General features: G+C 74.5%; 23 protein-coding genes. 7 read left to right on the top strand and 16 right to left on the bottom strand.

The window, feature by feature from the left end:
* Positions 1-73 precede the first annotated feature (73 nt).
* Together IEZ06_RS01675 and IEZ06_RS01670 are read right to left on the bottom strand one after the other, a co-directional pair.
* Entirely contained in the window at positions 74-1,219 is a 1,146-nt protein-coding gene (locus tag IEZ06_RS01675; RefSeq protein ID WP_189234842.1) for an alkaline phosphatase PhoX, read from the bottom strand.
* Positions 1,220-1,526: 307 nt separating this feature from the next.
* Positions 1,527-1,994, bottom strand: coding sequence for a Dps family protein (locus IEZ06_RS01670; protein ID WP_189234841.1), 468 nt, complete (start codon positions 1,992-1,994; stop codon positions 1,527-1,529).
* A gap of 114 nt (positions 1,995-2,108) precedes the next feature.
* On the opposite strand from IEZ06_RS01670, the gene IEZ06_RS01665 reads away from it, so the two are divergent.
* From IEZ06_RS01665 to mmuM, 3 genes are all read left to right on the top strand, one after another.
* Complete coding sequence (locus tag IEZ06_RS01665) at positions 2,109-2,747, top strand: MerR family transcriptional regulator (RefSeq protein ID WP_189234840.1); 639 nt, start codon at positions 2,109-2,111, stop codon at positions 2,745-2,747.
* Positions 2,744-5,287 (top strand): VIT domain-containing protein, encoded by a 2,544-nt coding sequence (locus IEZ06_RS01660; protein WP_189234839.1) that lies wholly within the window; start codon positions 2,744-2,746, stop codon positions 5,285-5,287. The genes IEZ06_RS01665 and IEZ06_RS01660 overlap by 4 nt, the downstream gene beginning before the upstream one ends.
* 144 nt (positions 5,288-5,431) lie before the next feature.
* Positions 5,432-6,295, top strand: a complete 864-nt coding sequence (mmuM, locus tag IEZ06_RS01655) for a homocysteine S-methyltransferase (protein WP_189234838.1) — start codon at positions 5,432-5,434, stop codon at positions 6,293-6,295.
* A gap of 29 nt (positions 6,296-6,324) precedes the next feature.
* Here mmuM and IEZ06_RS01650 read toward each other — a convergent pair whose 3' ends face one another.
* Entirely contained in the window at positions 6,325-6,756 is a 432-nt protein-coding gene (locus tag IEZ06_RS01650) for a DoxX family protein (protein WP_189234837.1), read from the bottom strand.
* Positions 6,757-6,842: 86 nt separating this feature from the next.
* On the opposite strand from IEZ06_RS01650, the gene IEZ06_RS01645 reads away from it, so the two are divergent.
* Entirely contained in the window at positions 6,843-7,319 is a 477-nt protein-coding gene (locus IEZ06_RS01645) for a MarR family winged helix-turn-helix transcriptional regulator (RefSeq protein WP_189234836.1), read from the top strand.
* Positions 7,320-7,339: 20 nt separating this feature from the next.
* Here the strand turns inward: IEZ06_RS01645 and IEZ06_RS01640 are convergent, their stop codons facing one another.
* Genes IEZ06_RS01640 through IEZ06_RS01630 form a run of 3 tightly spaced genes read right to left on the bottom strand, consistent with a single transcriptional unit; the run spans position 7,340 to position 8,921 of the window.
* The gene (locus IEZ06_RS01640; protein ID WP_189234835.1) at positions 7,340-7,699 is read right to left on the bottom strand and encodes a FluC/FEX family fluoride channel; all 360 of its coding nucleotides are present in this window, start codon (positions 7,697-7,699) and stop codon (positions 7,340-7,342) included.
* Positions 7,696-8,211, bottom strand: coding sequence for a FluC/FEX family fluoride channel (locus IEZ06_RS01635; RefSeq protein ID WP_189234834.1), 516 nt, complete (start codon positions 8,209-8,211; stop codon positions 7,696-7,698). Before IEZ06_RS01635 ends, IEZ06_RS01640 begins: the two co-directional genes overlap by 4 nt.
* Positions 8,208-8,921, bottom strand: a complete 714-nt coding sequence (locus IEZ06_RS01630; RefSeq protein WP_189234833.1) for a lysophospholipid acyltransferase family protein — start codon at positions 8,919-8,921, stop codon at positions 8,208-8,210. Before IEZ06_RS01630 ends, IEZ06_RS01635 begins: the two co-directional genes overlap by 4 nt.
* Positions 8,922-9,070: 149 nt before the next feature.
* Between IEZ06_RS01630 and IEZ06_RS01625 the strand changes: the two genes are divergently transcribed.
* Both IEZ06_RS01625 and IEZ06_RS01620 read left to right on the top strand, forming a co-directional pair.
* Positions 9,071-9,835: an alpha/beta hydrolase gene (locus tag IEZ06_RS01625; protein ID WP_189234832.1), complete on the top strand. Its 765-nt coding sequence runs from the start codon at positions 9,071-9,073 to the stop codon at positions 9,833-9,835.
* Positions 9,836-9,903: 68 nt separating this feature from the next.
* A complete protein-coding gene (locus tag IEZ06_RS01620; protein ID WP_189234831.1) occupies positions 9,904-10,386 on the top strand; it encodes a hypothetical protein in 483 nt (160 codons plus the stop codon).
* 22 nt (positions 10,387-10,408) lie between these two features.
* Here the strand turns inward: IEZ06_RS01620 and IEZ06_RS01615 are convergent, their stop codons facing one another.
* From IEZ06_RS01615 to IEZ06_RS01585, 7 genes are all read right to left on the bottom strand, one after another.
* Positions 10,409-11,560, bottom strand: a complete 1,152-nt coding sequence (locus IEZ06_RS01615) for a WD40/YVTN/BNR-like repeat-containing protein (protein WP_189234830.1) — start codon at positions 11,558-11,560, stop codon at positions 10,409-10,411.
* Positions 11,561-11,716: 156 nt separating this feature from the next.
* A complete protein-coding gene (locus IEZ06_RS01610; RefSeq protein ID WP_307811629.1) occupies positions 11,717-12,568 on the bottom strand; it encodes an endonuclease/exonuclease/phosphatase family protein in 852 nt (283 codons plus the stop codon).
* Between the two features lie 54 nt (positions 12,569-12,622).
* Complete coding sequence (locus IEZ06_RS01605; protein ID WP_189234829.1) at positions 12,623-13,567, bottom strand: ROK family glucokinase; 945 nt, start codon at positions 13,565-13,567, stop codon at positions 12,623-12,625.
* A 22-nt stretch (positions 13,568-13,589) separates the two neighbouring features.
* Complete coding sequence (locus IEZ06_RS01600; protein WP_189234828.1) at positions 13,590-14,195, bottom strand: DUF5304 family protein; 606 nt, start codon at positions 14,193-14,195, stop codon at positions 13,590-13,592.
* Positions 14,188-15,357 carry an ArsA family ATPase gene (locus tag IEZ06_RS01595; protein ID WP_189234827.1) on the bottom strand — a complete coding sequence of 390 codons (1,170 nt, stop codon included), beginning with the start codon at positions 15,355-15,357 and terminating at the stop codon, positions 14,188-14,190. Before IEZ06_RS01595 ends, IEZ06_RS01600 begins: the two co-directional genes overlap by 8 nt.
* On the bottom strand, positions 15,354-15,791 hold the full coding sequence (locus tag IEZ06_RS01590) for an SRPBCC family protein (RefSeq protein WP_189234826.1): 438 nt from the start codon (positions 15,789-15,791) through the stop codon (positions 15,354-15,356). Before IEZ06_RS01590 ends, IEZ06_RS01595 begins: the two co-directional genes overlap by 4 nt.
* Positions 15,792-15,854: 63 nt before the next feature.
* Positions 15,855-16,622, bottom strand: coding sequence for a metallophosphoesterase family protein (locus IEZ06_RS01585; RefSeq protein WP_084007938.1), 768 nt, complete (start codon positions 16,620-16,622; stop codon positions 15,855-15,857).
* Positions 16,623-16,852: 230 nt separating this feature from the next.
* Between IEZ06_RS01585 and IEZ06_RS01580 the strand changes: the two genes are divergently transcribed.
* Positions 16,853-18,658 (top strand): AMP-dependent synthetase/ligase, encoded by a 1,806-nt coding sequence (locus IEZ06_RS01580; RefSeq protein ID WP_189234825.1) that lies wholly within the window; start codon positions 16,853-16,855, stop codon positions 18,656-18,658.
* A 135-nt stretch (positions 18,659-18,793) separates the two neighbouring features.
* Here IEZ06_RS01580 and IEZ06_RS01575 read toward each other — a convergent pair whose 3' ends face one another.
* Genes IEZ06_RS01575 through IEZ06_RS01565 form a run of 3 tightly spaced genes read right to left on the bottom strand, consistent with a single transcriptional unit; the run spans position 18,794 to position 21,995 of the window.
* Complete coding sequence (locus IEZ06_RS01575) at positions 18,794-19,930, bottom strand: glycosyltransferase family 4 protein (RefSeq protein ID WP_189234824.1); 1,137 nt, start codon at positions 19,928-19,930, stop codon at positions 18,794-18,796.
* A complete protein-coding gene (locus IEZ06_RS01570) occupies positions 19,927-21,219 on the bottom strand; it encodes a M48 family metallopeptidase (protein ID WP_189234823.1) in 1,293 nt (430 codons plus the stop codon). Before IEZ06_RS01570 ends, IEZ06_RS01575 begins: the two co-directional genes overlap by 4 nt.
* Positions 21,216-21,995, bottom strand: a complete 780-nt coding sequence (locus tag IEZ06_RS01565) for a hypothetical protein (RefSeq protein WP_189234822.1) — start codon at positions 21,993-21,995, stop codon at positions 21,216-21,218. Before IEZ06_RS01565 ends, IEZ06_RS01570 begins: the two co-directional genes overlap by 4 nt.
* Between the last annotated feature and the right edge of the window lie 108 nt (positions 21,996-22,103).

Raw genomic sequence — 22,103 nt, 5'->3', positions numbered from 1 at the left:
CGGAGGCGGGAGGAAGGCCGCGGGCGGCCCCGACGGCGACGGGCCGCCCCGGGCGGCGCCGGGGAAGGGACGCTCAGCCGCGGAACGGGCCGGTGACCTCGTAGGTGACGCCGTCGGTCCCGGCGGAGTCGCCCCGGGCGCCGCGCTGGGAGGAGAAGTACAGCCGGCGGCCGTCCGGGGAGAAGGCCGGGCCGGTGACCTCCGACCCGGCGTGGCCGTCGACCCGGAGGAACGGCGAGACCAACCGGTCCGGGGTGATCAGGTTGATCTCCATGTTCCCGCCGTCCTCGGCCACGTACAGGTCCCCGGCGGGGGTGCCGGTGATGTTGTCCACCCCGGTCAGCGGGGAGCCGGCGTCGTAGGCGACCTCCAGCCGCCCGTTCTCCGCGTCGTAGGCCCACACCCGGTCGTCGCCCTTGGTGGTGAAGAAGCAGACCCCGCCGTCGTAGTGGCAGCCCTCACCGCCGGAGAAGTGCAGGGCGGCGCCCACCTGGTGCCGGGTCGCCTTCAGCGGCGCGGCGGGGTTGGGCACCCGCTCCCAGGTCACCGGCCCGGTGGCCGCGCCCCTGCCCCCGCCGCTCCCGCAGAGCACCTCCAGCCGCCCGGCCGTCAGGTCCCCCCACACGTCCGGCCGGAACCGGTAGAAGCAGCCGTCCGGCTCGTCCTCGGTGAGGTAGACCACCTGCCGGTCGGGGTCGCAGGCGGCGGCCTCGTGCTTGAACCGGCCCATGGCCAGGCGCGGCATCGCGGCGCGCTCGCCGTACGGGTCGCACTCGAACACGCGGCCCCGCAGGACCTCCTCGCACGACAGCCAGGTGTTCCAGGGCGTGCGCCCGCCGGCGCAGTTGAGGTTGGCGCCCGAGAGGATCCGGTAGGCGCCGCGGATCTCGCCGCCGGCCCCGAACCTGATCGCCGAGGCCCCGCCGAGCAGCGGGATCTCGGAGTTGGACACGTAGATCCAGCCGGCGCCGTCGGGGAAGCAGGCCCCGCCGTCGGGCGCCGCGTGCCAGAGCGTCCCGCCGACCCTGCGGCCGGTGCGGGCGACGATCCTGCTGGTGAAGCCCTCGGGCAGCGCGACGCCGTTCGCGTCGGGCGCGCGGAGCGGCCCGTAGGGGCCCGTCCCCCGCGCGGCCGCGCACGCGGCCCCCCGCCAGAGGGATCCCGTCAACGCCGCGCCCGCGGTCAGTCCTCCGGTGCGCAACAACGTACGGCGGAGCATGGCGCCTCCTCGCTGCCTTCACGGTACGCGGGCCAGTCGACCGGATCCGGGTGAACACGGCCACCGTCCCGATTGAAACTCTGCGGAAACCCGGAAGGCACGCGTTTCGGCCGATCCGCTCTCGTCTCCGGCCGGCCGCGCCCCCTGCGGCGGATCGCGCCCTGCGGCCCCTCCTGCGGATCGCGGCGTGCGAAGGCGCCCCGGCATCGGGCCGGGGCGCCTTCGCCCGCCGCGCCGGGGCACCCTGACGGAGGCACCCTGGCGGAGGCACCCGCCACGGTGCCGCCTCAGCGGCCGGGCGGGCCGTTCAGCGCTGCGCCTGCATCATCCAGTGGTGCTTCTCCACGTCCTGGGTGACGGCGATGAAGATGTCCTGGGTGACGGGGTCGGCCTCGGCGGTGGCGTCGACCCGCTCGCGCATCCTGCGGCCGATGGACTCCAGGATGTCCGTCATCGCCGCGACGACCTTGTCGACGTCCAGGTAGCCGGAGTCGAGCTGGGGCACCTTCGTGGAGTTCGCGACGGTGCCCGCGCGGCCGTCGGGCGTGACGTCGAGCGCCACCGCCCTCTCGGCGACGGTGTCGGCGTGCGCCCGGGCGAAGGCGACGATCTCGTCCAGGTGCAGGTGGATCTGGCGGAAGTTGCGGCCGATCACATTCCAGTGGGCCTGCTTGGCCAGGAGCGAGAGATCGAGGAGATCGATGAGCGCGCCCTGCAGGGCCTCTCCGACGATCTTCTTGTCACCGGGCTGAAGCGGGCCGGTGATGGTGGCCATGGGACGTACCTCCATTGTCGGCGTCGGTTGTTTTCTTGCGAACCAGAGCCGCCCATACCCACCGATACCGGACCTATGTTGACACTGTAATAATTGCAGTGTCACTATGAGGGAATGGAATGGACGATCGGCGAACTGGTGGAGCGGGCCTCGGCGGCCCTCCCTCCGCCCGCCCGGCAGGGCGGGCGGGTCAGGGACGTGCCCAACGAGCGCCTCGTCCGGTGGTACGCCACGATCGGCCTGCTCGACCCGCCGGCCGCCCGCCGGGGCCGCGTCGCGCTGTACGGCAGGCGCCACCTGCTCCAGCTGATCGCCGTCAAGCGGCGGCAGGCCGAGGGCCGGAGCATCGCCGAGATCCAGGCCGAGCTCGCCGGGGCGACCGACCGGACCCTGGAGGAGATCGCCCGCCTCCCCGCCTCCCCGGACGGGGATCCGGCGCCCCGCGGCGCCCGCCCGCGCTTCTGGACCGGTCCTTCCACCCCTCCCGCCCCGGCGCGCAACGGCCCGCCCGCCTCCCCCGCCGCGGCACGCAACGGGACGGCGGCCTCCTCCTCCCCCGTTTCCCCCGCCCCGGTTCCCTCCGCCGCCGCGGCCGTGCCCGCGGTGCGGCTGGCCGCCGGGGTGACCCTCCTGCTCGACGGCGCGAGCCGTGTCCCGTCCCACGACGACCTCGCCGAGATCGCCGCCGCGTCCGAGACGCTCCTGGCGGTCCTGCGCGAGCGTGGGCTCGCCTCTCCGGAAGGAAAGCCATGACGATCAACTCCATCACCCCGCTGCGGCCGGACGAGTGCGAGCCGGTCCCCGACGCCGGGCTGGGCGCGCTCGTCACCGAGCGCGGCAACCTGCCCCTGGAGAGCGTGGACATCGCCGCCGAGGTCGCCGGCCTGGCCGCCGGGGTGACGGTGACGCAGTGCTTCCGCAACGCCTTCGACGTGGCGCTGGAGGCGACCTACGTCTTCCCGCTGCCCGACCGGGCCGCGGTCACGGCCTTCCACATGGAGGCCGACGGGCACGTCGTCGAGGGCGTGCTGAAGGAGCGCGGCCGGGCCAGGGCCGACTACGACCGGGCGGTCGCCGAGGGGCGGCGGGCGGCCATCGCCGAGGAGGACCGGCCCGACGTCTTCACCATCCGGGTCGGCAACATCGTGCCGGGCGAGCGGGTCACCGTACGGCTCACGCTCGACCAGCCGCTCCCCTACGAGGACGGCGCGGCGACGTTCCGCTTCCCGCTGGTCGTCGCCCCCCGCTACATCCCCGGGGCCCCGCTCGACGGCGAGCAGGCCGGCGACGGCTGGGCCGCCGACACCGACGCGGTCCCCGACGCCTCGCGCATCACCCCGCCGGTGCTGCTGCCCGGCTTCCCGCACCCGGTGCGGCTCTCACTCGCGGTCGCGGTCGACGCCGCCGGGCTGGAGCTGCGCGAGGTCCGCTCCAGCCTGCACACGGTCCTGCAGGACGGCCGCACCGTACGGCTGACGCCGGGCGAGCGGCTGGACCGCGATTTCATCCTGCGCCTGTACTTCGACGCCTCCACCGCCCTGACCCTCGTCCCCGACCCGGACGGCCCGGGGGACGGCGGCGAGGGCACGTTCGCGCTGTCCGTGGTCCCGGAGCCGGGGCCCTCCGCGCCCGCGCCCGCGCCGAAGGACGTCGTGCTGGTGCTGGACCGCTCGGGCAGCATGACCGGCTGGAAGATGGTCGCCGCCCGGCGCGCCGCCGCCCGCATCGTCGACACGCTGACCGGCGACGACCGGTTCGCCGTGCTCGCCTTCGACACCGTGGTGGAGCACCCCGGACGGCTCGGCGAGGGCGGCGGCGAGCTGGTGCGGGCCACCGACCGCAACCGCTACCGGGCGGTGGAGTACCTCGCCCGGCTGGAGGCGCGCGGCGGCACCGAGATGGTGGAGCCCCTGGAGCGCGCCGCCGCGCTGCTCGGCGACTCCTCGCGGGACCGGGTGCTGGTGCTGGTCACCGACGGGCAGGTGGGCAACGAGGACCAGATCCTGGAGCGGACCGCGGGGCGGCTGGCCGGCGTGCGGGTGCACACGGTCGGCATCGACCAGGCCGTCAACGCGGGCTTCCTGGGTCGGCTGGCCGGGCTCGGCGCGGGCCGGTGCGAGCTGGTGGAGTCGGAGGACCGGCTGGACGAGGCCATGGAGCACATCCACCGCAGGATCGGCGCGCCGCTGGTCACCGACCTGTCCCTGGCCGGGGACGGCCTCGACCCGCTCCCCGGCTCGACCGGCCGCCTCGGCTCGGTCTACCCCGGCGTGCCGCTGACCGTCCACGGCCGCTACCGGGGCGCGACCGGGGCCTCCGCGGGCGTGGTCCTGCGCGGCCTGGACGCCGCCGGACGGCCCTGGGAGCGGCGGATCACCGGGACGCTCGCGCACAACCCCGCGGTGCGCTCGATCTGGGCGCGCGCCCGGCTGCGCGACCTGGAGGACCGCTACGCGGCCGGGGACCGCTCGCTGGAGGGGGAGATCGTCTCGACCTCGCTGGAGTACGGCGTGCTCTGCCGGTTCACCGCGTTCGTCGCGGTCGACAGCCGGGTGGTCGCCGAGGGCGGCCCGGAACACCGGGTGATCCAGCCGGTGGAGCTGCCCGGCGGCTGGGAGACGCCCGCGGCCGCGGCCGCGCCGATGATCATGGCCTCGATGCCCCTGGCCATGGACGCGGGCATGCCCGCCCCGCGGGCGGCCGCTCCCGGAGCACCGCCCCCCTCCCCCGCTCCGGGGTACGGCGCGGGCGCGCCGGGCGGGACCGCCGGAGCCTTCCCGGAGGCCTTGCCGGGCGCGCTTCCGGACGCCTTCCCCGGTGCCTTCCCGGACGCCTTCCCGGACGCGGAGGCCGGCCCGGTCCCCGACGCGGGGGTCGGCGCGTTCCCGGACGCGGGCGGCGACGCGTTCCCCGCGCCGCCGGGCGGAGCCCCCGTCCCGCGCGCACCGATGAGGTCCCGGTCCGTCCCGCGTCCCGGCTCCCCCGCCGGGGTCCCGGCCGGCTCCGGCGCGCAGGACGACGCCCTGCGCACGCAGCTGGCCGAGGAGCTCCGGCGGCTGCGGGCCGCCGAGTCCCTCCCGCCCGCCGAGCGGCTGCGCCTGCTGTCCGACCTGGGCAGCCGCCTGGCCGCCCTGGCCGTCTTCCTCGGCGGCCACGCGGAACTGGAGGCGCTGGCCGGTGAGCTGGCGTCGGCGGGGCCCGGCGCGGACGCGGACGCGCTGTGGCGGCAGGCCGTCCGGACCCTGGAGGCACTGAGCGGACCGGAACGGCGCCGTCCCTTCTGGAAGCGGTGACACCGGCTGGAAGCGGTGACACCGGCTGGAAGCGGTGGCACCGGGCCCGGTGACCGGCCGGAGGAGCGGCCGGTCACCGGGCCGTCCCGGGGCTTCGAGATCGTCCGCCGGATCACCCCGTCATCCGTGACGTACAGTGGCGGGGTGGTGATTCTCGACGGCGGGCTGGCCACCCATCTGGAGTCGCTGGGCGCGGACCTGGGCGACGAGCTGTGGTCGGCGAAGCTCCTGGTGGAGGACCCCTCGCTGATCCGGCGGGCGCATCTCGACTACTACGCCGCGGGAGCGCAGGTGGCGACCACGGCGAGTTACCAGGCGAGCATCCCGGCGTTCGTACGCCGGGGTCTGTCCGCCGGCCGGGCCGAGGAGCTGATCCTGCTCTCGATCCGCCTGGCCGTCGAGGCGCGGGACGCCCACGGCGAGGGCGCGGTGGCCGCCAGCGTCGGCCCGTACGGCGCCCATCTCGCCAACGGCGCCGAATACACCGGCGACTACGACCTCGACGAGGACGGCCTGGTCGCCTGGCACCGGGACCGCTGGCACATCCTGGTCGGCGGCGGAGCCGACTTCCTGGCGTGCGAGACCGTCCCGTCGTACGCCGAGGCCCGCGCGCTGAGGCGGTTGCTCGACGAGACCCCGGGCGTGCGGGCGTGGATCAGCTTCTCCTGCCGCGACGGCGAGCGCATCAGCGACGGCACCCCCATGCGCCGGGCCGCCGGATTGTTCGCGGGCCATCCCCAGGTCCTCGCCGTCGGAGTCAACTGCACCGCGCCGCGCCACATCCCCAGCCTGATCGGGCAGATCGAGGGCAAGCCCGTCATGGTCTACCCGAACTCCGGCGAGACCTGGGACGCCGCGGCCCGCCGCTGGCGCGGCCTGGCCGACCCGGCCGAGTTCGGCGCGGCGGCGGCGGGATGGCACGCCGCGGGTTCGGACTTCGTCGGCGGCTGCTGCCGTACGACCCCGGAGCACATCCGGCAGATCCGCGAGCACGTCTACGGCGGCTAGGCGTCCTGCCTCGCGAGGCCGGCGCGCGGTCAGACCGAGGTCGTGGCGTCCGTACGGCCGCGGCGGTGCTGCCAGAGGGAGTCGGCGGCCAGGGCCCCGCCGCCGCTGAAGCCGACCATCAGGCTGGCCGCCGCCAGGGCGAGGACGTACTCGTAGCCGCCCTTGTCCGCGCCGAACCCCGCCGCTCCGTGGACGAAAACGATCGCGCCGAGCATGTTGAGCGCGAGCAGGGTGCCGAAGAGCGGGAGCGCGGCGCCCACGATGAGGGCGATCCCGCCCACGACCTCCAGGATCGCCACCGCCGGTGCCGCGAGGCCCGCCAGCGGGATCCCGACCGACTCGAAGAACGCCGTCGTCCCCGACAGCCCGGAGCTGAACTTCATCCAGCCGTGCACCAAGAAGATCGCGCCGATGACGACGCGTCCCACCAGGAACGCGATGGGCCTGACTCGATCGATCACACCGGACATGACGCCTCCCATTGGTTCGAATCCGAACCACCACCTAAGCAGATAGTTCAAATTCAAACAACCTGTAGACTGAGCGGATGACGGGGACGCGCTGGCTCGCCGAGCACGAGATGGTCGCCTGGACGGCTTATCTGACCGCCTCCCATCTGCTCGAACGGCGCGTCGAGGAACAGCTGAAAGCGGACGCGGGCTTGACCCACGCCCAGTACGAGATCCTGGCACGGCTCTCCGCCGCCCCCGGCCGGCGACTTCGCATGACCGAGCTCGCCCACGGCGTGGTGGCCTCCAAGAGCGGGCTGACCTATCAGATCAGCAGGCTCGAGACGATGGGCCTGGTGACCCGGGAGACCTGCCCCTCCGACGAGCGCGGGGTGCTGGCCGCGCTGACCGGCGAGGGCATGGCGTGTCTCGAACGCACCGCACCGGGCCACGTCGCCGTCGTCCGTGCGCTCCTCATCGACCTGCTGGAGCCGGGCGAGCTGGAGACGATGACCCGCGTCATGCGGAAGATGGAGGCGGCGATGCGCGGTGATGCGCCCCCGCCATCCCGTTGACCCTGTTCATCCCATCGGTCCTACCAGGCTATCCGGCCGAGGGCCGCCCCGGCGAACGCCGCCGCCAGGCCGACCGCCAGCGTGAGCGCCAGGTTCGCCGCGGCCAGGCGCCGCTCGCCGGCCCCGGCCAGGCGCAGCACGTCGTAGGCGAGCGTGCTGTAGGTGCTCAGCGCCCCGCAGAAGCCGGCGCCGCCCAGCGTGAGCGCCCAGCCCGGGAGCCATCCGGCGGCCGCCCCGGCCGCCAGCAGGCCGAGCAGGAACGAGGCGGCCGTGTTCGCCGCGAGGATCCCCCACGGGAAGCGGGGGCCGGAGCGCGAGGCCGCCAGGTGCCGCAGCGCCGCCCCGGCCGCTCCACCCAGCGCCACCAGCAGCACGCTCATCCCGTCCGGCGCTCCCGCCGCGCCCTCCGCGCCCGCCTTGCCAGGACCGTCCCGGCGAGTGCCGCCGACACCGCCAGGACCGGGGTGACGACGAGATAGGAGAGCGCCGTGGCCGGCCGGCCCAGACGGACCAGTTGCTCCACGTCCACGGCGAAGGAGGAGAAGGTGGTGAACCCGCCCAGCACCCCGGTGGACAGGAAGGGCCCGGCCAGCGGGTGGGGCTCCAGCGCCACGAGCATCACGACGAGCGCCCCGATCAGCAGGCAGCCGAGCACGTTGACCGCCAGGGTGGTCCAGGGGAAGCCGCCCGGCGCGGTCGGCAGCGCCGCGCCCAGGCCGTGGCGGGCCAGCGCGCCGAGCGCACCGCCGCAGGCGACCGCGGCGGCGGCGGCCCGCCGCGGTCCGGCCCGGAGCGGGCGCGCCGGCAGGAGCCGGGACGGGAAACGGGACCGGGCCCGCGACCGGAGCCGGGCCGGACGGCGGGGCCCGGGCCGGCCTCCCGCGCCGTTCAACGCCGCCCGGCCTTCTTCGCCTCCTTCGCCGCCTGGGCCGCCTCGGCCTTGGCGCTCGCGGCGTACTTGTCGACGTACTCCTGGCCGCCGAGCTCCATCAGCGCGTACATGATCTCGTCGGTGACGGCACGCAGGACCAGGCGGTCCTCCTCCATGCCGTAGTAGCGGGAGAAGTCCAGCGGCTCGCCGAACCTCACACCCGGGCGGATGCCCAGGCGCGGGAGGGGACGACCGGGGGGCATCATCTCGAAGGTGCCGACCATCGCCCACGGGATGACCGGCGCGCGGGACTCCAGCGCCAGCCGCGCCACACCGGTCTTGCCCTTGTAGAGGCGGCCGTCGTGGGAACGGGTACCCTCGGGGTAGATGCCGAGCACGTTGCCCTCGCTCAGCACGCGCAGGCCGGTGCGGATCGCCGCCTCGCTGGCCTTGCCTCCGGAGCGGTCGATCGGCACGGTGCCGACGCCGCTGAAGAAGGCCCGGCTGAGCATCCCCTTGAGGCCCCTGCCCGTGAAGTACTCGGCCTTGCCGAGGGAGATCACCTTGCGCGGAAGGAACAGCGCCCCGAAGAAGTGGTCGGCGAACGACAGGTGGTTGCCGGCCAGGATCACCGGGCCCTCCTTCGGCACGTTCTCCACCCCCTCCTCCCAGGGGCGGAAGATCAGACGGAGAAGGGGCGCGAGGATGGCCTTCACCACCCAGTAGAACACTCGATGCTCCTTTGGTTGACAGGAAGCGACCTGGAGTTATCTTCCCACCTCAAGGCTCTGTCACCTACACCGCGAAACCACACAAATCACCCTCTCGCAAAACAGGCCCCGAACATGCGACGATCAGGCAGGCCTGACAAGGAGTCACAATGCCAATCATGTCCGGCGCGGAACCGTACCACCACGCGGGAGGCCCGGTCGGGGTGCTGCTCTGCCACGGCTTCACCGGCTCTCCGCAGTCGCTGCGCCCCTGGGCGGAGCACCTGGCCGAGGCGGGGCTGACCGTGGCGCTGCCCCGGCTTCCCGGGCACGGCACCACCTGGCAGGAGATGAACCGCACCCGCTGGGAGGACTGGTACGCCGAGCTGGACAAGACGCTGGCGGACCTGCGGGGCCGGTGCCCCGAGGTCTTCGTGGCGGGCCTGTCGCTGGGCGGCTGCATGGCGCTGCGCCTGGCCGAGGTGCACGGCGAGGGCATCAGGGGCGTGGTCGTCGTCAACCCCTCGATCGCCAACGACGTCCCGCTGCTCAGGCTCGCGCCGCTGCTGCGCCTGTTCGTCCCCTCCGTCCAGGGGGTCGCGGGCGACATCAAGAAGGAGGGGATGGTCGAGGTGGGCTACACGCGCACCCCGGTCAAGGCCGCGGCGAGCCTCCCCCGCCTCTGGGCGCTGACCCAGGCCGAGCTGGACAAGGTGATCCAGCCCGTCCTGGTCTTCCACAGCCCGCAGGACCATGTGGTCAAACCGACCAGTGTGCATATTCTTCGTGAGAGGCTGACCGGGGGGAATCTGGACGTCGTCGAGCTCACCGACAGCTACCACGTCGCGACGCTCGACAACGACGCCGACCGGATCTTTGCGGAGAGCCTGGAGTTCATCAGGACGAACGCCTCTGTACCCTTGCAGAGAGACTGATCGCCAGCGGGGGATGCGCGGTCTCCGGAGAAGGAAGTGATCAGGCCATGAGCGACGGGCCCAGCTAGGTGACACCGCAGAGCGACGAGGACGAGGTCTGGCGGCAGATCGTCGCGTCCTTCAACGACACCGCCGAGCACGACTCGGCCGACCAGCCGTGGCCGGACAGCGAGAACCTCCCCGCCGACCCCCCGCGCCGGGTGGTCAGGACCCCGGAGGAGGACGGCCGCACCGTGGCGGAGGAGGACGGCCGCACCGACGCCGGCACCGACTCCGATCCCGCCGCCGGGCAGGAGGACGACGAGGGGCACTACGTTCCTCCCCCTCCGCCGCCGCTGCCCAAGTCCGACGCCACCGCCAAGATCGCGTGGACGGCCCTGTTCGGCGGTCCCGCCTACCTGCTGGTGACCGCCGCGGCCGGGTGGGAGCTGCGCGGCTGGGCGCTGTTCACCGCGGTCGCCGCGTTCATCGGCGGCTTCGTGGCGCTGGTGGTGCGGATGGGGGACGGCCCGCCCGGCGGCTCCGGCTGGGACGACGGCGCCGTCCTCTGAGCCCCCGCGTCCGGGCCGGGCCTCACGACCTGGACCGGGCGGAGCCCCCCTGGTCGGCCGGGCTCTTCGTCGCGAAGCGCTCGATCACGTCGGTGTAGCGCCCGTTGCCGTCCACCACGTGGCCGACGGTCCAGACCGTGCCCGTGCCGGGCAGGTAGGCCGCCGACTGGAGCCTGATCGTCCGGGGGGACGGGGACGGGGCGCCGTGCAGCGTCTTGACCTTGCGGCCGTCGTAGCGGAGCAGGAACGCCTCCCCCGGACGCGCCAGGTCGACCCCGGAGATCCAGAAGCGGTTCTTGCGGTCGCCGGTCACACCGTACAGTCGCACGTCCTGGTCGGGCAGGTCCACCCTGGACCACTTCTTGCCGTTCCAGGACAGGACCAGCGGGACGACCTGCCCCGAGTCGCGGTAGACGCCGCCGACGGCCAGCGCGCGCCTGGACCCGTTGAGGTGGACGTCGCGCAGGTAGCCGCCGGGGATGTCCGGGGCGGGGAAGGACTTCCACTGCCCGCCGGACGACCTCATGATCAGCGGTTTGCCCCCGGTGTCGCCGACCGCCCAGCCGTCCCCCTTGGCCGTCACCGCGACGCCGTACAGCGTGCCGCGCCCTTCGGCGGCGGTGAGCGTCCACTTCCCGCCGGAGCCGGTGACGATCAGCGGCTGCCTGGCGCGGCGCCCCACGGCGACCACCCGGTCCGGGACGGCCGCCACCCCGCCCAGCCAGTCGCCCACGTGCAGTGTGTCGACGGTGACCCGGTCGAAGGCCGAGCCGTCCCCCCTGGCGAGGTACGGCAGGCCGTCGTGGCCCTCCCCCACCGCCCACAGCTCGGTCGCCGACGCCGCCGCGACCGAGCGCAGGAGCCCGGCCCCGGTGGGGTCGTTGCGGATGGGGACCTCGGTCCAGGTCCGGCCGTTCCAGTGGGTGATGGCCCCCCGGCTCTGCCAGACGTCCCACACGCTCTGCTGCCCCACCGCCCACACGTTTCCGGCGGAGATCCCGGCGACGTCGGACAGGGATCCGTCACTGCTCAGCCGGGCGGTCGCCGGTGCCTGCCAGGCCTCCGCCGCAGGCGGGCGGACGGGATCGGCGTGCGCGGCCGGCGCGTGGAGGAAGGGCAGAAGCAGGCCTCCCGCGCACAGCGCCAGGGCACGCCGCGGAAGGCGACGGGTCATGCACCAAATGGTACGGGTGATGCCCGCGCCATGTGTGCGGCTCCCCGTCCTCGGCCGCACCTCCGGCCGCTTCCCGCGGTACGCGCCCCGGCGCAGACGCCCTGCCCGCCCTGCCCGGAGCGCCCTGCGCGGGCGGCGCGTCCCCCGCGGGCGCGTTCAGCCGCGGGGGTCGGCGGACCGGGCGCAGTCCAGCTCGGCGACCACCGGCAGGTGGTCGGTGGCGGCGGCCAGGTCGGCGGGGTCGGCCTCGATCCCGCCGCAGGAGACCACGGAGACGCCGGCCACCGCGAAGACCGCGTCGATGCGCTTGCCCGGGTTCCGGGCGGGGAAGGTGAGGCCGTCGCCGCGCGGCGAGACGGCGTAGCAGTCGGCCAGCCGCCCGGTGAGGTGCCGCCAGGCGGGCTGGTGCGCCTGCTCGTTGATGTCCCCCGCGAGCACGGGCAGCGCACCGAACCGGCCGGCGACGTCCTCGACCAGGTCCAGCGCCTCGCCGGCGTGGTGCAGCCGGGCCTCCTGGTCGAGATCCAGGTGGACGCAGCCGACGGCCACGCGGGCGCCCTCCGCCTCCACCACGGCGATCGCGATCGCCCGCCGCTCCAGGCCGGGGAAGTGCCTCAGCAGGCGGCCCTCGCCGTGCAGCAGCCGGACGCCCGGCCCGGTCAGCACGGCCAGGCCCCCCGCCCGCAGTCCCGCGGCGACCTGGAGGCCGCCGAAGGCGGCCAGCCGCCGCCGCCTGCAGCGCCAGCACAGGAAGCGGGGCGCCTCCTGCACGCAGAGCACGTCGGCGCGGAGGGCGGCGACCACCCGTCCCAGCGCCGCGACGTCGTCGCGCATGGAGCGCACGTTGTAGCTGGCGACCCTGAGCACCACCGTGACCTCGCAGGCGACCTCGGACTGCCGGGCGCCGGCCCGGCCGGGCCCGTCGGCGACGACGGTGTCACCGTCCGCCGCCGACGCGTGCCGCGAGCGTAACCGCGCCGGGCGCTCCGTGCCAGGGTCTCCGGTCATCCGGCCGGCACCCCGCGGCGCCCCGCCGGTGCCGCTCCGGCCGGCCCCTGCCGGTCAGCGCCTCCGGGCGAGGTCGGCGGCGCCGACGAGACCGGCGGAGGCGCCCAGCTCGGCCAGGCGGATGTCGGCCAGGGGGCGGTGCCCCCGGCCGGTCAGGTTGCGGCCGAAGGAGTCGCGGACCTGGTCGATCCAGAGGTCGGCGGCGCGCGAGACGCCGCCTCCGAGGATGAAGCAGCCGGGGTCGAGCACCGCGGCGAGGTCGCTCAGCCCCTGGCCGAGCCACTCGGCCATCGAGGAGAAGGCGGCCAGCGCCGCCGGATCGCCCTCGCGGGCGGCGTCGGTGACCTCCGGGCCCTCGATGTCGGCGGGGGTGCCCCCGGCGATCTCCAGCAGCCGGGCCGCCCGCGCCGGGTCGGCCTCCGCGATCAGCCTGGCCTCGGCGACCAGGGCGTTGCCGCTGGCGTACTGCTCCCAGCAGCCGAGGTCGCCGCAGCCGCACAGGCGCCCCTCGGGGACCACCTGCATGTGCCCGAACTCGGCGCCCATGCCCCAGCGGCCCCGGTAGAGGGCGCCGTCCAGCACCATGCCGCCGCCGATGCCGGTGCCGACGGTCACGCACACGACGTGGCTCTCCCCGCGGCCCGCGCCGAACCTCGCCTCGGCCCAGGCCATCGCGTTGGCGTCGTTCTCCACCACGACGGGCAGGCCGATCAGGCCGGAGACCTTCTTCTGCAGCGGCTCCTCACGCCAGGCGAGGTTGGGCGCGAACCGGACCAGCGAACGGGTCTCGTCGATGAACCCGGCGGCGCCGAGACCGACGGCCTCGATCTCCCGGTCCTTCGCCAGCTCCGCCACCGCGTCGGCGATCGTGTCCGCGACGCGGTCGGGGCTGTCGGCCGGAGTGGGGCGCAGGCTCTGCGCGACGATCCGCCCGCCGTCGTCCACGACGCCCGCCGCGATCTTGGTGCCGCCGATGTCAACGCCGATGGTCAGCGCCATCTCTCACCCTTTCCCTCTGGGCTCACCCCAGGTCGATGTGCTCCACGGGGGTGTCCTCCCGCGAGGCCTCCCGCTCCCGCGCCCGCTGCGCGGCCGAGGGCCTGTTCAGCGCGTCGACGGCCGACTTGAACGCGGCGAAGAGCTCGGAGCCGGCCTGCACCAGGTGGTCGGTCACCTGGCCGCCGGACTCGCGCTGCGCCGCCATGGCGCGGCAGACGGGGCAGGCGCGGCAGATGTACTCCTCGTCGTGGTCGGAGACCGCCTCCTCCCACACGTCCCTGCCGCCGCGGCCGCCGCCGCCGGAGAACGCGCTGCCGAAACCGGTCATCGTGCCCTTGACCAGGTTCTTGCGCAGTTCCCGCGCGGCCTTGCGCTGGAGCGCGTCGAAGAGCTTGAGCGCCTCCTCGGCCGCGCTCCCGAGCGGGTCGCCCCCGCCGCTCCGGGGAGCGCCGGAGCCCGCCGCCCCGGCGGTGCCCCCCGTGCCCCCGGTGTCTCCAGTGCTCCCCGTGCGGTCGGTCCCGCGGCCCGCGGCCCTCTCGCTCCCGGCGTCGCGGCCGTTCCGGTCGTGTCGGCCGGTCCGATCGCTCATGTCGTCCGGGTTGTTCGTGTTTCCGGTGTTCTCAGTCATCTGGCCCTCCCGATTGGAACCGTACCCGCAGACGGCCGTCCGAGAGCGCGGCGTCCCGCACGCCCCTGCGGGCCAGTGCCGCGGGCAGGGCCAGGACCCTGCGGTAGGGGCCCACGGTGACGATCAGCTCGTCGCCCTTCCTCGCCAGGTCCACCTGGCCCTTCTCGGCGAGCGGCAGGGCCAGCAGCAGCTCTCCCTCTGCGGTGATCCGCAGCGGCGGTTCCCCGGCGGGCGGGGCGAAGGCGTCGGCCTGGCCGTACATGGCCTCGGCGACGCGGGCCAGCGCGTCCGGGCCGACGGGCTCGGCGTCCAGGTAGGGGACGGTGTGCACGGGCAGCGGCGCGAAGGACTCCGCCACCTCGGCCAGGTGCCTGGCCTGGGCGGCCACCCACCGCTCCCGCCACGGGTCGGCCCCCTCGGCGGGGAAGACGCGGTTGGCCACCACGGCGTCGACGCGGTAGCCGTACAGACTGAGGGAGGTGAGCGTGCGGCGGGCCTCGGCGAGCACCACGGCCTCGGGGGTGAGCACCAGCCGGACGCTGGCGTCCGGCCCGGTCAGCAGCTCGCGGACCTCCATCAGCGCCCGGTGCAGGCGCTCACCCGCGCCGACCACGTGGTCGTCCGGGACGCTGACCATCGCCACGCGGCGCACCAGCGGGGAGAGCGTGCGCAACAGCCGCCTGCCGACCGGGAGCAGCCGGTTGACGTGCCAGTCGAGGGCCTCGGGCAGGGCGAGCAGCCGGAGCGTCTCGGCGGTGGGCGCGCAGTCGACGACGATCACGTCCCAGCACCCGGTCGCGGCCTGCTCGCGCAGCTCCAGCAGGGCGATGACCTCCTCCGCGCCGGGCAGCACCGTGATCTCCTCGGCGGTGACCGCGTCGAGGCCCAGCTCGGCGAAGACCCCGCGGGCGTAGTCGCGCAGCTCGCCCCACTGGCGCTCCAGCGACCGCTGCGTGTCGACCTGGTGCAGGTAGAGGCAGGGCTCGATCTCGGAGGGCTCGGCCGCGGCGGTCACCCCGAGCGCGTCGGCCAGCGAGTGCGCGGTGTCGGTGGAGACCACCAGCGTCTTGAGGCCGGACCTGGCCGCGAGGACGGCGGTGGCCGCCGCCGCGGTCGTCTTGCCGACCCCGCCCTTGCCCGTGAAGAGCAGGACCCGCGTCATGCGCTCTCGACGCGCTTCTTCAGTCCCTTCAGGGCGGTGTCGATGATGACCTTCTCCGCCTTCCGCTTGATCATGCCGATCATCGGGACCTTGAGGTCCACGGCGAGCTCGTAGGTCACCTCGGTGCCGCCGGCCGACTCGGCCAGGCGGTAGCTGCCGGTGAGGCCGGAGACCATCTTCCCGCCCTCGGCGACGGTCCAGTCGACGGACTCGTCGCCGTGCCAGGTGTAGGCGAGGGAGTACTCGTCGCTGATCACGCCCGCGTCCAGGACGAACCTGACCCGCTCCGGGCGGCCGTCCGGCCCGGTGGACAGGACCTGCGCGGACTTCACCTGCCCCGCCCACTCGGGGTAGGCGCCGAAGTCGGCGATCACCGTCATGATGGTCGACCGGTCCGCGCCGATCGTGATGCTCGAGGTCGTGCGATCAGCCATGGGGTTACCGTACTACCGCTCCCCCCGCGCCCGCCTCAGCCCGGCGATCTCACCGCCGCGGCCTCACCACTCCAGCGCGAAGGGCGTCCCGGTGCCCCGGAAGTGGCCCACGTTGACGCACTCGGTCCTGCCGATCCGCACCCGGCTCGCCAGGGGCTGGTGCACGTGGCCGAAGAGGGCGTAGCGCGGCCGGGTCCGCCTGATCGCCTCCAGGGTCGCCTCGCTGCCCCGCTCGAAGCGGCGGGCGACGACGTCGTAGAGGAGCTCGGGGACCGCCGGGGGGATGTGGCAGCAGAGCACGTCCACCTCGCCGACCGCCTCGACCTTGCGGGCGAACTCCTCGTCGTCGATCTCGTTCGGCGTCCGGTACGGCGTGCGCAGCCCGCCCCCGACGAAGCCGAACCTCAGGCCGCCGATCTCGGCGGTCTCCCCGTCCAGCACGCGGTGGCCCGGGCGGGCGTACTCCGGCCAGTAGCGCGGCAGGTCCACGTTGCCGGGGGTGAGGTAGGCCGGGACGGGCATCGCGGCGAAGAGCTCGCCGTACTGGCGGCGGACGGAGCGCTCGATGTGGTCGCGCGGGTCGCCGTCCAGCGACGCCCAGAGCCCGGCGGACATGGCGCGTGCCTCGTCGAACCGCTTGGCGGTGCGCAGGGCGATGAACTCGGCGGCCCGCTCCGCGCCGAAGAGCTCGGCGAAGATGCCCTGGGAGTGGTCGTCGTAGTCGACGAAGAGGATCAGGTCCCCCAGGCAGACCAGCGCGTCGGCGCCGTCCCCCGCGCGGGCCAGGGCGTCGGCCCTTCCGTGCACATCGCTCACGACATGAACCCGCATGCCGGACATCCTAGCCAGCCGGCGCCCGGCCCCTGGGCCATAATTCCGACATAAGTAACAAATAGGATGCGACGCCTCGGGCGTCGGCCGCTTCAGAGGGTCCTGCAGGGCGAGGCTGATAGCGTGAAATCGCCCTTCGTAACGCCTGGGTGACGAAACTACCCACGCGTAACTTATCGCGATAACTTCCTGTTAACCCATCTCGATCCGTGCGTATTCAGGAGTGACCCGTGCGCGAGTACAGCGTTCCCGTGCTGGTGGATGTCCCCTCTTCCGCCAACCTGACCGACACGGTGTTCCAGCGCGCCGAGCGGGAACCGGGCGCCGTCGCCCTGCGCCGGAAGGTGGGCGGGGACTGGGTCGCCGTCACCGCCGGGGAGTTCCGCGACCAGGTCGCCGCCGCGGCCAAGGGCCTGATCGCCGCGGGCGTCGAGCCGGGCGACCGGGTGGCCCTGATGTCGCGCACCCGCTACGAGTGGACCGTGATCGACTACGCGATCTGGTCCGCCGGCGCGGTCGGCGTGCCGGTCTACGAGACGTCCTCCGCCGAGCAGGTGAAGTGGATCGTCTCCGACAGCGGCGCCAAGGCGATCTTCGTGGAGCTGGAGTCCCACGAGGAGACCGTCCGCGAGGTCCTCCCCGAGCTCGGCGGGCTGGAGCACGTCTGGCGCATCGAGGGCGGCGAGGCCGGTGGGGCCCTCGCCGAGCTGACCGCGGCCGGCGCCGGGGTCTCCGACGAGACGCTGGAGGAGCGCAGGAGCGGGCGCGGCATCGCCGACCTGGCCACGATCGTCTACACCTCCGGCACCACCGGCCTGCCCAAGGGCTGCCGACTGACCCACGACAACCTGCTGTTCACCGCGCGGAACGTGGCCCACGGCCCGCTGGAGCGGCTGTTCACCGTGGAGAACCGCTCCGTGCTGCTCTTCCTGCCGCTCGCGCACGTGTTCGCCCGCGTCATCCAGCTCGTGCTCATCGAGACCGGCACGGTCATGGGGCACACCCCGAACATGAAGAACGTCGCCCCCGACCTGCAGGCGTTCAAGCCCACCTTCCTGCTCGGCGTGCCGCGCGTGTTCGAGAAGGTCTACAACGGCGCCGAGCAGAAGGCCACGGCCGAGGGCAAGGCCAAGATCTTCCACGCCGCGGCGGGCACGGCCATCGCGTGGAGCCGGGCGGAGTCCTCCGGCGGCGCCGGACTCGGCCTCAGGCTCAAGCACGCCCTGTTCGACAAGCTGGTCTACGGCAAGCTGCGCGCCGCCACCGGCGGCAACCTGCGCACCGCCGTGACCGGCGGTTCGGCCCTGGGCGAGCGGCTCGGCCACTTCTTCCGGGGTGTGGGCATCGAGGTCCTGGAGGGCTGGGGCCTGACCGAGACCTCCGCGCCCTCCACGGTCAACATGCCCGGCGCCAACAAGATCGGCACCGTCGGCAAGCCGTTCCCCGGCGTCACCATCGGCATCGGCGACGACGGGGAGATCCTCGTCAAGGGCCGCCACATCTTCAAGGGCTACTGGAAGAACGACGAGGCCACCGCCGAGGCGATCGACGCCGACGGCTGGTTCCACACCGGCGACATCGGTGAGCTCGACGCCGAGGGCTACGTGCGCATCACCGGCCGCAAGAAGGAGATCCTCGTCACCGCGGCGGGCAAGAACGTCGCCCCCGCCCCGCTGGAGGACCGCATCCGCGCCCACCCCCTGGTCAGCCAGGCGCTGGTGGTCGGCGACGACAAGCCGTTCGTCGCCGCGCTGGTCACCCTCGACCCCGAGGCGCTGGAGCCGTGGAAGGCCGCCAACGGCAGGGAGGGGGCCACGCTGGCCGAGCTCAGCACCGACCCGGTGGTCATCGCCGAGGTGCAGAAGGCCGTCGACGACGCCAACCGGTCGGTCTCCAAGGCCGAGCAGATCAAGAAGTTCACGATCCTCGACATCGAGCTCAGCGAGGAGACCGGGCACGTCACGCCGAAGCAGTCGATCAAGCGCAACGTCGTGATGCGCGACTTCGCCAAGCAGGTCGACGAGCTGTACGGCTGAGCCCGCGGGACCGCGGAGCCGCCGGACCGGGGCGGCCCGCTCCGGGACCCGGTGCGGCGGGGCGGCCCGCGGTCCGCCCGCCCTGCCCGCTGCGGGACCGCGTCCGGTCCGGGCACCCGGTTCCGGCCGCGTCCTTCAGACGTCCCGGTCCGGGTCCAGGATCCGGGTGAACCGGGACACCACCAGGTCCCAGCTCCACTCCCGGCCGACCCACTCGCGCCCGCGCTCCCCCATCGCCCGGGCGCGGGCCGGATCGCCGAGCAGTTCCACCAGCGCGGCCGCCACCGCCCCGGGCGAGCCGCCGTCCACGACGAGGCCGGTCTCGCCGGGCAGCACCGCGTCGGGAGCCCCGCCCGAGGAGCCCGCCAGCACCGGCAGCCCGCTGGCCGACGCCTCCAGGTAGACGATGCCGAGCCCCTCGACGTCGATGCCCCCCAGCCGGGTGCGGCAGGGCATCGCGAACACGTCTCCCAGGGCGAAGCAGCCCGGCAGGTCCTCGGCGGCCACGGACCCGGTCAGCCGGACCGAGTCGCGCAGGCCCAGGCGGCCGGCCAGCCGCTCCAGGCTCCCCCGGTACGGCCCGCCGCCGACCAGCAGCAGCCGGGCGTCCGGCACGGCCCGCAGCACCCGGGGCCAGGCGCGGAGCAGCGTGTCCTGGCCCTTGCGCGGCACCAGCCGGGAGACGCAGACCACCACCGGCCCGGCGGCGCACCACGACCGGAGCGCGGAGCCCTTCCCGGACGGCTCCGCCCCCGGGAGGAACACGCCGGTGTCCACTCCAGGCGCGAGCCGTACCAGCTTCTCCTCCGGGATCACCGCGGCGAGCAGCCGCCGGGTGTACTCGCCCAGGTAGGTGACCGCGTCGGCGTGGCCGCCGATCCCGGCCAGCAGCCGCCGGGCCGCCGGGACGCGGGCCCAGGACGCCTCGTGGCCGTGGGTCAGCATCACGACGCGCTCCGCCCCCGCCGCCCGGAGCCGCGGCGCGAGCAGGCCGAGCGGGGCCGCCGCCCCGAACACCACCGTGTCGCACTTGTGCTCGGCGAGCAGGCCGGCGGCCCGGCGGGCCACCCGGGGGGTGGGCAGCATCAGCGAGGTGGGGTGGCGCACGACGGGGTACGGCTGGCGCGCGTCGAAGGCCTCGCATCCGGCCCAGCGGGGGGCGTAGACGACCACCGAGCCCGGGGGCATGCGGACGGCGAGCCCGTGCACGAACGACTGGATGCCGCCGGGGCGGGGCGGGAAGTCGTTGGTGACGATCAGCGTGCGCTTCACGGCTCCGGCAGGCCGTTCAGCGCGGCCCAGGAGCGCGCCGCGGCGATCCGCTCCGGGATGGCGGGGTGGGAGGCATAAAGAACATATTCAACGACATCTGGTGATAAATCAGAAATATTGGCCACGGCCAGCCGCTTCTGCATGGCCGCGAACGTGGCCGGGTCCCGCGTCAGGTTCAGCGCGTGCACGTCGGCCCGGGCCTCGATGTGCCTGCTGACCACGTTCTGCAGGGGCCCGGAGAGCACGGTGGCCAGGCTCAGCAGCCCCATGACCAGGCCGGCGGCCCGCGGGTCGGCGAGGGAGCCGACCCCGGTGCGCCGGCGCAGCGGGCCGGACGAGGCCACGAGGTACAGCAGGCACGCCCCGCAGGCCGCGCCCAGGGCGCCGACCAGCGTGCCGTACAGCACGTCGCCGGTGGCGGCGTGGCCCAGCTCGTGCGCCACGACCAGCTCGACCTCGTCGGCCGGGGCCCGCAGCAGCGTGTCGTAGACCACGATCCTGCGGGTCGCGCCGAATCCGGAGACGTAGGCGTTGAGCGCGGTGGTCCGGCGGGAGGCGTCGGCGACGAGCACGTCCTCGACCGGCACGCCGTCGCGCTCGGCCATGGCGAGCAGGTCGTCGCGGAGCGGCCCGGCGGCCATCGGCGAGAAGTCGTTGAAGACCGGCTCCACCAGCACCGGATAGGCGAAGGAGACGGTCACGGTCAGCGTGAAGGCGCCCAGCGCGGCGGGGATCCACCAGCGCGCGAAGCGCCGGGCCAGCGCGACGACGGCGAGCACCATGACCGCGGTGAGCGCGGTCCTGATCCCGATGTTCTTGAGCCGGTCGGCGGCCCACGACGGCCAGTCCTGGGTGGACAGGCCGTAGTCCCGCAGGTGGACCTCCTGCCACATCCCGAGCGGCCAGCGCACGAGCTCCACGGCCGCCGTGACGGCGAGCACGCCGAGCAGCACCCGCAGCCACCACCGTCCCCCCGGCAGCCGCTCCAGCAGCCGCGCGCCCAGCGGGGTGGCCACCAGCAGCCCGGCCGCCACCAGGGTGAGGCCGAGCGACAGGTAGGCGGGCGGGCCGACCACGGCGTCGAACGCCTGGGACCGGGCGATCTGCCCGGCGGTGAAGTCGCGGGCCGGGTCCGGCTCCACCCGCGGCGCCGCCGCGGGCAGCGCCCGCCACGGCGTGCTGAGCGCCACGACCGCCAGGGTGACCGCGCCGAGGGCGGCCAGCGCCCAGCCCGCCGCCCGCGGGCTCCCGGGCCGCGCGCCGGGCGCCCGCGCGGTGCTCGACGTCATGCGAGTTCCTTCCGGAGGTGGTCGCGCCAGCCCGCGGTGAACTCCGCCGCGGTCAGGCCGAGCGTGGTCTCGACATCGCTACCGTAGAGCCTCACGAGGGCCCGCTCGCCGAAACGTGCGGCGACGTAGCGGCAGGCGAGCCAGGCCTCCTCGTAGACCTGCGCGAGCCGCGCCCCGCCGGGGGCGAAGTCGGCCGGGCCGGGCAGCCGGTCCGGCAGCACGCCCGCCCGCACCTCCCGGGCCAGCTCCGCGGCGGCCCGGCGGACGTCCAGCCCCGTGCCCGCGTAGCCGACGTAGTCGGCGAACCCCTCCGACAGCCACATCGGCACCCGGCCGCCCCGGGTCGCGCCGGTGGCCACGTGGACGAGCTCGTGGGTGAGGACCACGTCCCTGCCGACCTCGCTGAGCCGCGCGTAGCCGCCCGGCAGGACGACCACCCGGTCCGCGGTGGCCAGCGCGGCCAGCCCGCGCGTGGCCGCGATCCCGGAGGCGCCCGCGAGCACCGCGGCCTGCGCGTCGGTCTCCGGGAACAGGACCACCGGGCGGACCGGCCCCCAGATCGCGGCGATCCTGCGGCGGGCGCGGTCGGCCCGGGCGGCGAGGTCCGCCAGCAGACCCGCGACGGCGCGGTCCCCGACGACGACCGAGCCCTCCCCGCGGACCACGACGGCTCCCGGCCACGGGACGGCCGGGAGCGGCGCGGACGCGGCCAGAGCGGCGCCCGTGAGCGCCAGCATCCCGGCGAGTACGGCGCGGCGCCCCTGGGGGACGGACATGTGCGCCGATGCTACGCGACGCGGGCCGGCGGATCCGCCCGGGCGCCGGGCCCGGAGCGGTCCCCGCTCCGGGTACGCGGGCGGCCCCGTTCCGCGTGCCGGACGCCC

The organism is Planomonospora antibiotica (assembly GCF_014647955.1).
In the GTDB taxonomy this organism is placed as follows: domain Bacteria; phylum Actinomycetota; class Actinomycetes; order Streptosporangiales; family Streptosporangiaceae; genus Planomonospora; species Planomonospora parontospora.
This window is presented reverse-complemented; position numbering and strand designations above follow the sequence as displayed.

Excerpts from the sequence above, each read along its gene's own strand:
- IEZ06_RS01675 (WP_189234842.1), bottom strand. The coding sequence starts at position 1,219 with ATGCTCCGCCGTACGTTGTTGCGCACCGGAGGACTGACCGCGGGCGCG.
- IEZ06_RS01670 (WP_189234841.1), bottom strand. The coding sequence starts at position 1,994 with ATGGCCACCATCACCGGCCCGCTTCAGCCCGGTGACAAGAAGATCGTC.
- IEZ06_RS01665 (WP_189234840.1), top strand. The coding sequence starts at position 2,109 with ATGGAATGGACGATCGGCGAACTGGTGGAGCGGGCCTCGGCGGCCCTC.
- IEZ06_RS01660 (WP_189234839.1), top strand. The coding sequence starts at position 2,744 with ATGACGATCAACTCCATCACCCCGCTGCGGCCGGACGAGTGCGAGCCG.
- IEZ06_RS01645 (WP_189234836.1), top strand. The coding sequence starts at position 6,843 with ATGACGGGGACGCGCTGGCTCGCCGAGCACGAGATGGTCGCCTGGACG.
- IEZ06_RS01640 (WP_189234835.1), bottom strand. The coding sequence starts at position 7,699 with ATGAGCGTGCTGCTGGTGGCGCTGGGTGGAGCGGCCGGGGCGGCGCTG.
- IEZ06_RS01625 (WP_189234832.1), top strand. The coding sequence starts at position 9,071 with ATGCCAATCATGTCCGGCGCGGAACCGTACCACCACGCGGGAGGCCCG.
- IEZ06_RS01615 (WP_189234830.1), bottom strand. The coding sequence starts at position 11,560 with ATGACCCGTCGCCTTCCGCGGCGTGCCCTGGCGCTGTGCGCGGGAGGC.
- IEZ06_RS01610 (WP_307811629.1), bottom strand. The coding sequence starts at position 12,568 with ATGACCGGAGACCCTGGCACGGAGCGCCCGGCGCGGTTACGCTCGCGG.
- IEZ06_RS01605 (WP_189234829.1), bottom strand. The coding sequence starts at position 13,567 with ATGGCGCTGACCATCGGCGTTGACATCGGCGGCACCAAGATCGCGGCG.
- IEZ06_RS01600 (WP_189234828.1), bottom strand. The coding sequence starts at position 14,195 with ATGACTGAGAACACCGGAAACACGAACAACCCGGACGACATGAGCGAT.
- IEZ06_RS01595 (WP_189234827.1), bottom strand. The coding sequence starts at position 15,357 with ATGACGCGGGTCCTGCTCTTCACGGGCAAGGGCGGGGTCGGCAAGACG.
- IEZ06_RS01590 (WP_189234826.1), bottom strand. The coding sequence starts at position 15,791 with ATGGCTGATCGCACGACCTCGAGCATCACGATCGGCGCGGACCGGTCG.
- IEZ06_RS01585 (WP_084007938.1), bottom strand. The coding sequence starts at position 16,622 with ATGCGGGTTCATGTCGTGAGCGATGTGCACGGAAGGGCCGACGCCCTG.
- IEZ06_RS01570 (WP_189234823.1), bottom strand. The coding sequence starts at position 21,219 with ATGACGTCGAGCACCGCGCGGGCGCCCGGCGCGCGGCCCGGGAGCCCG.
- IEZ06_RS01565 (WP_189234822.1), bottom strand. The coding sequence starts at position 21,995 with ATGTCCGTCCCCCAGGGGCGCCGCGCCGTACTCGCCGGGATGCTGGCG.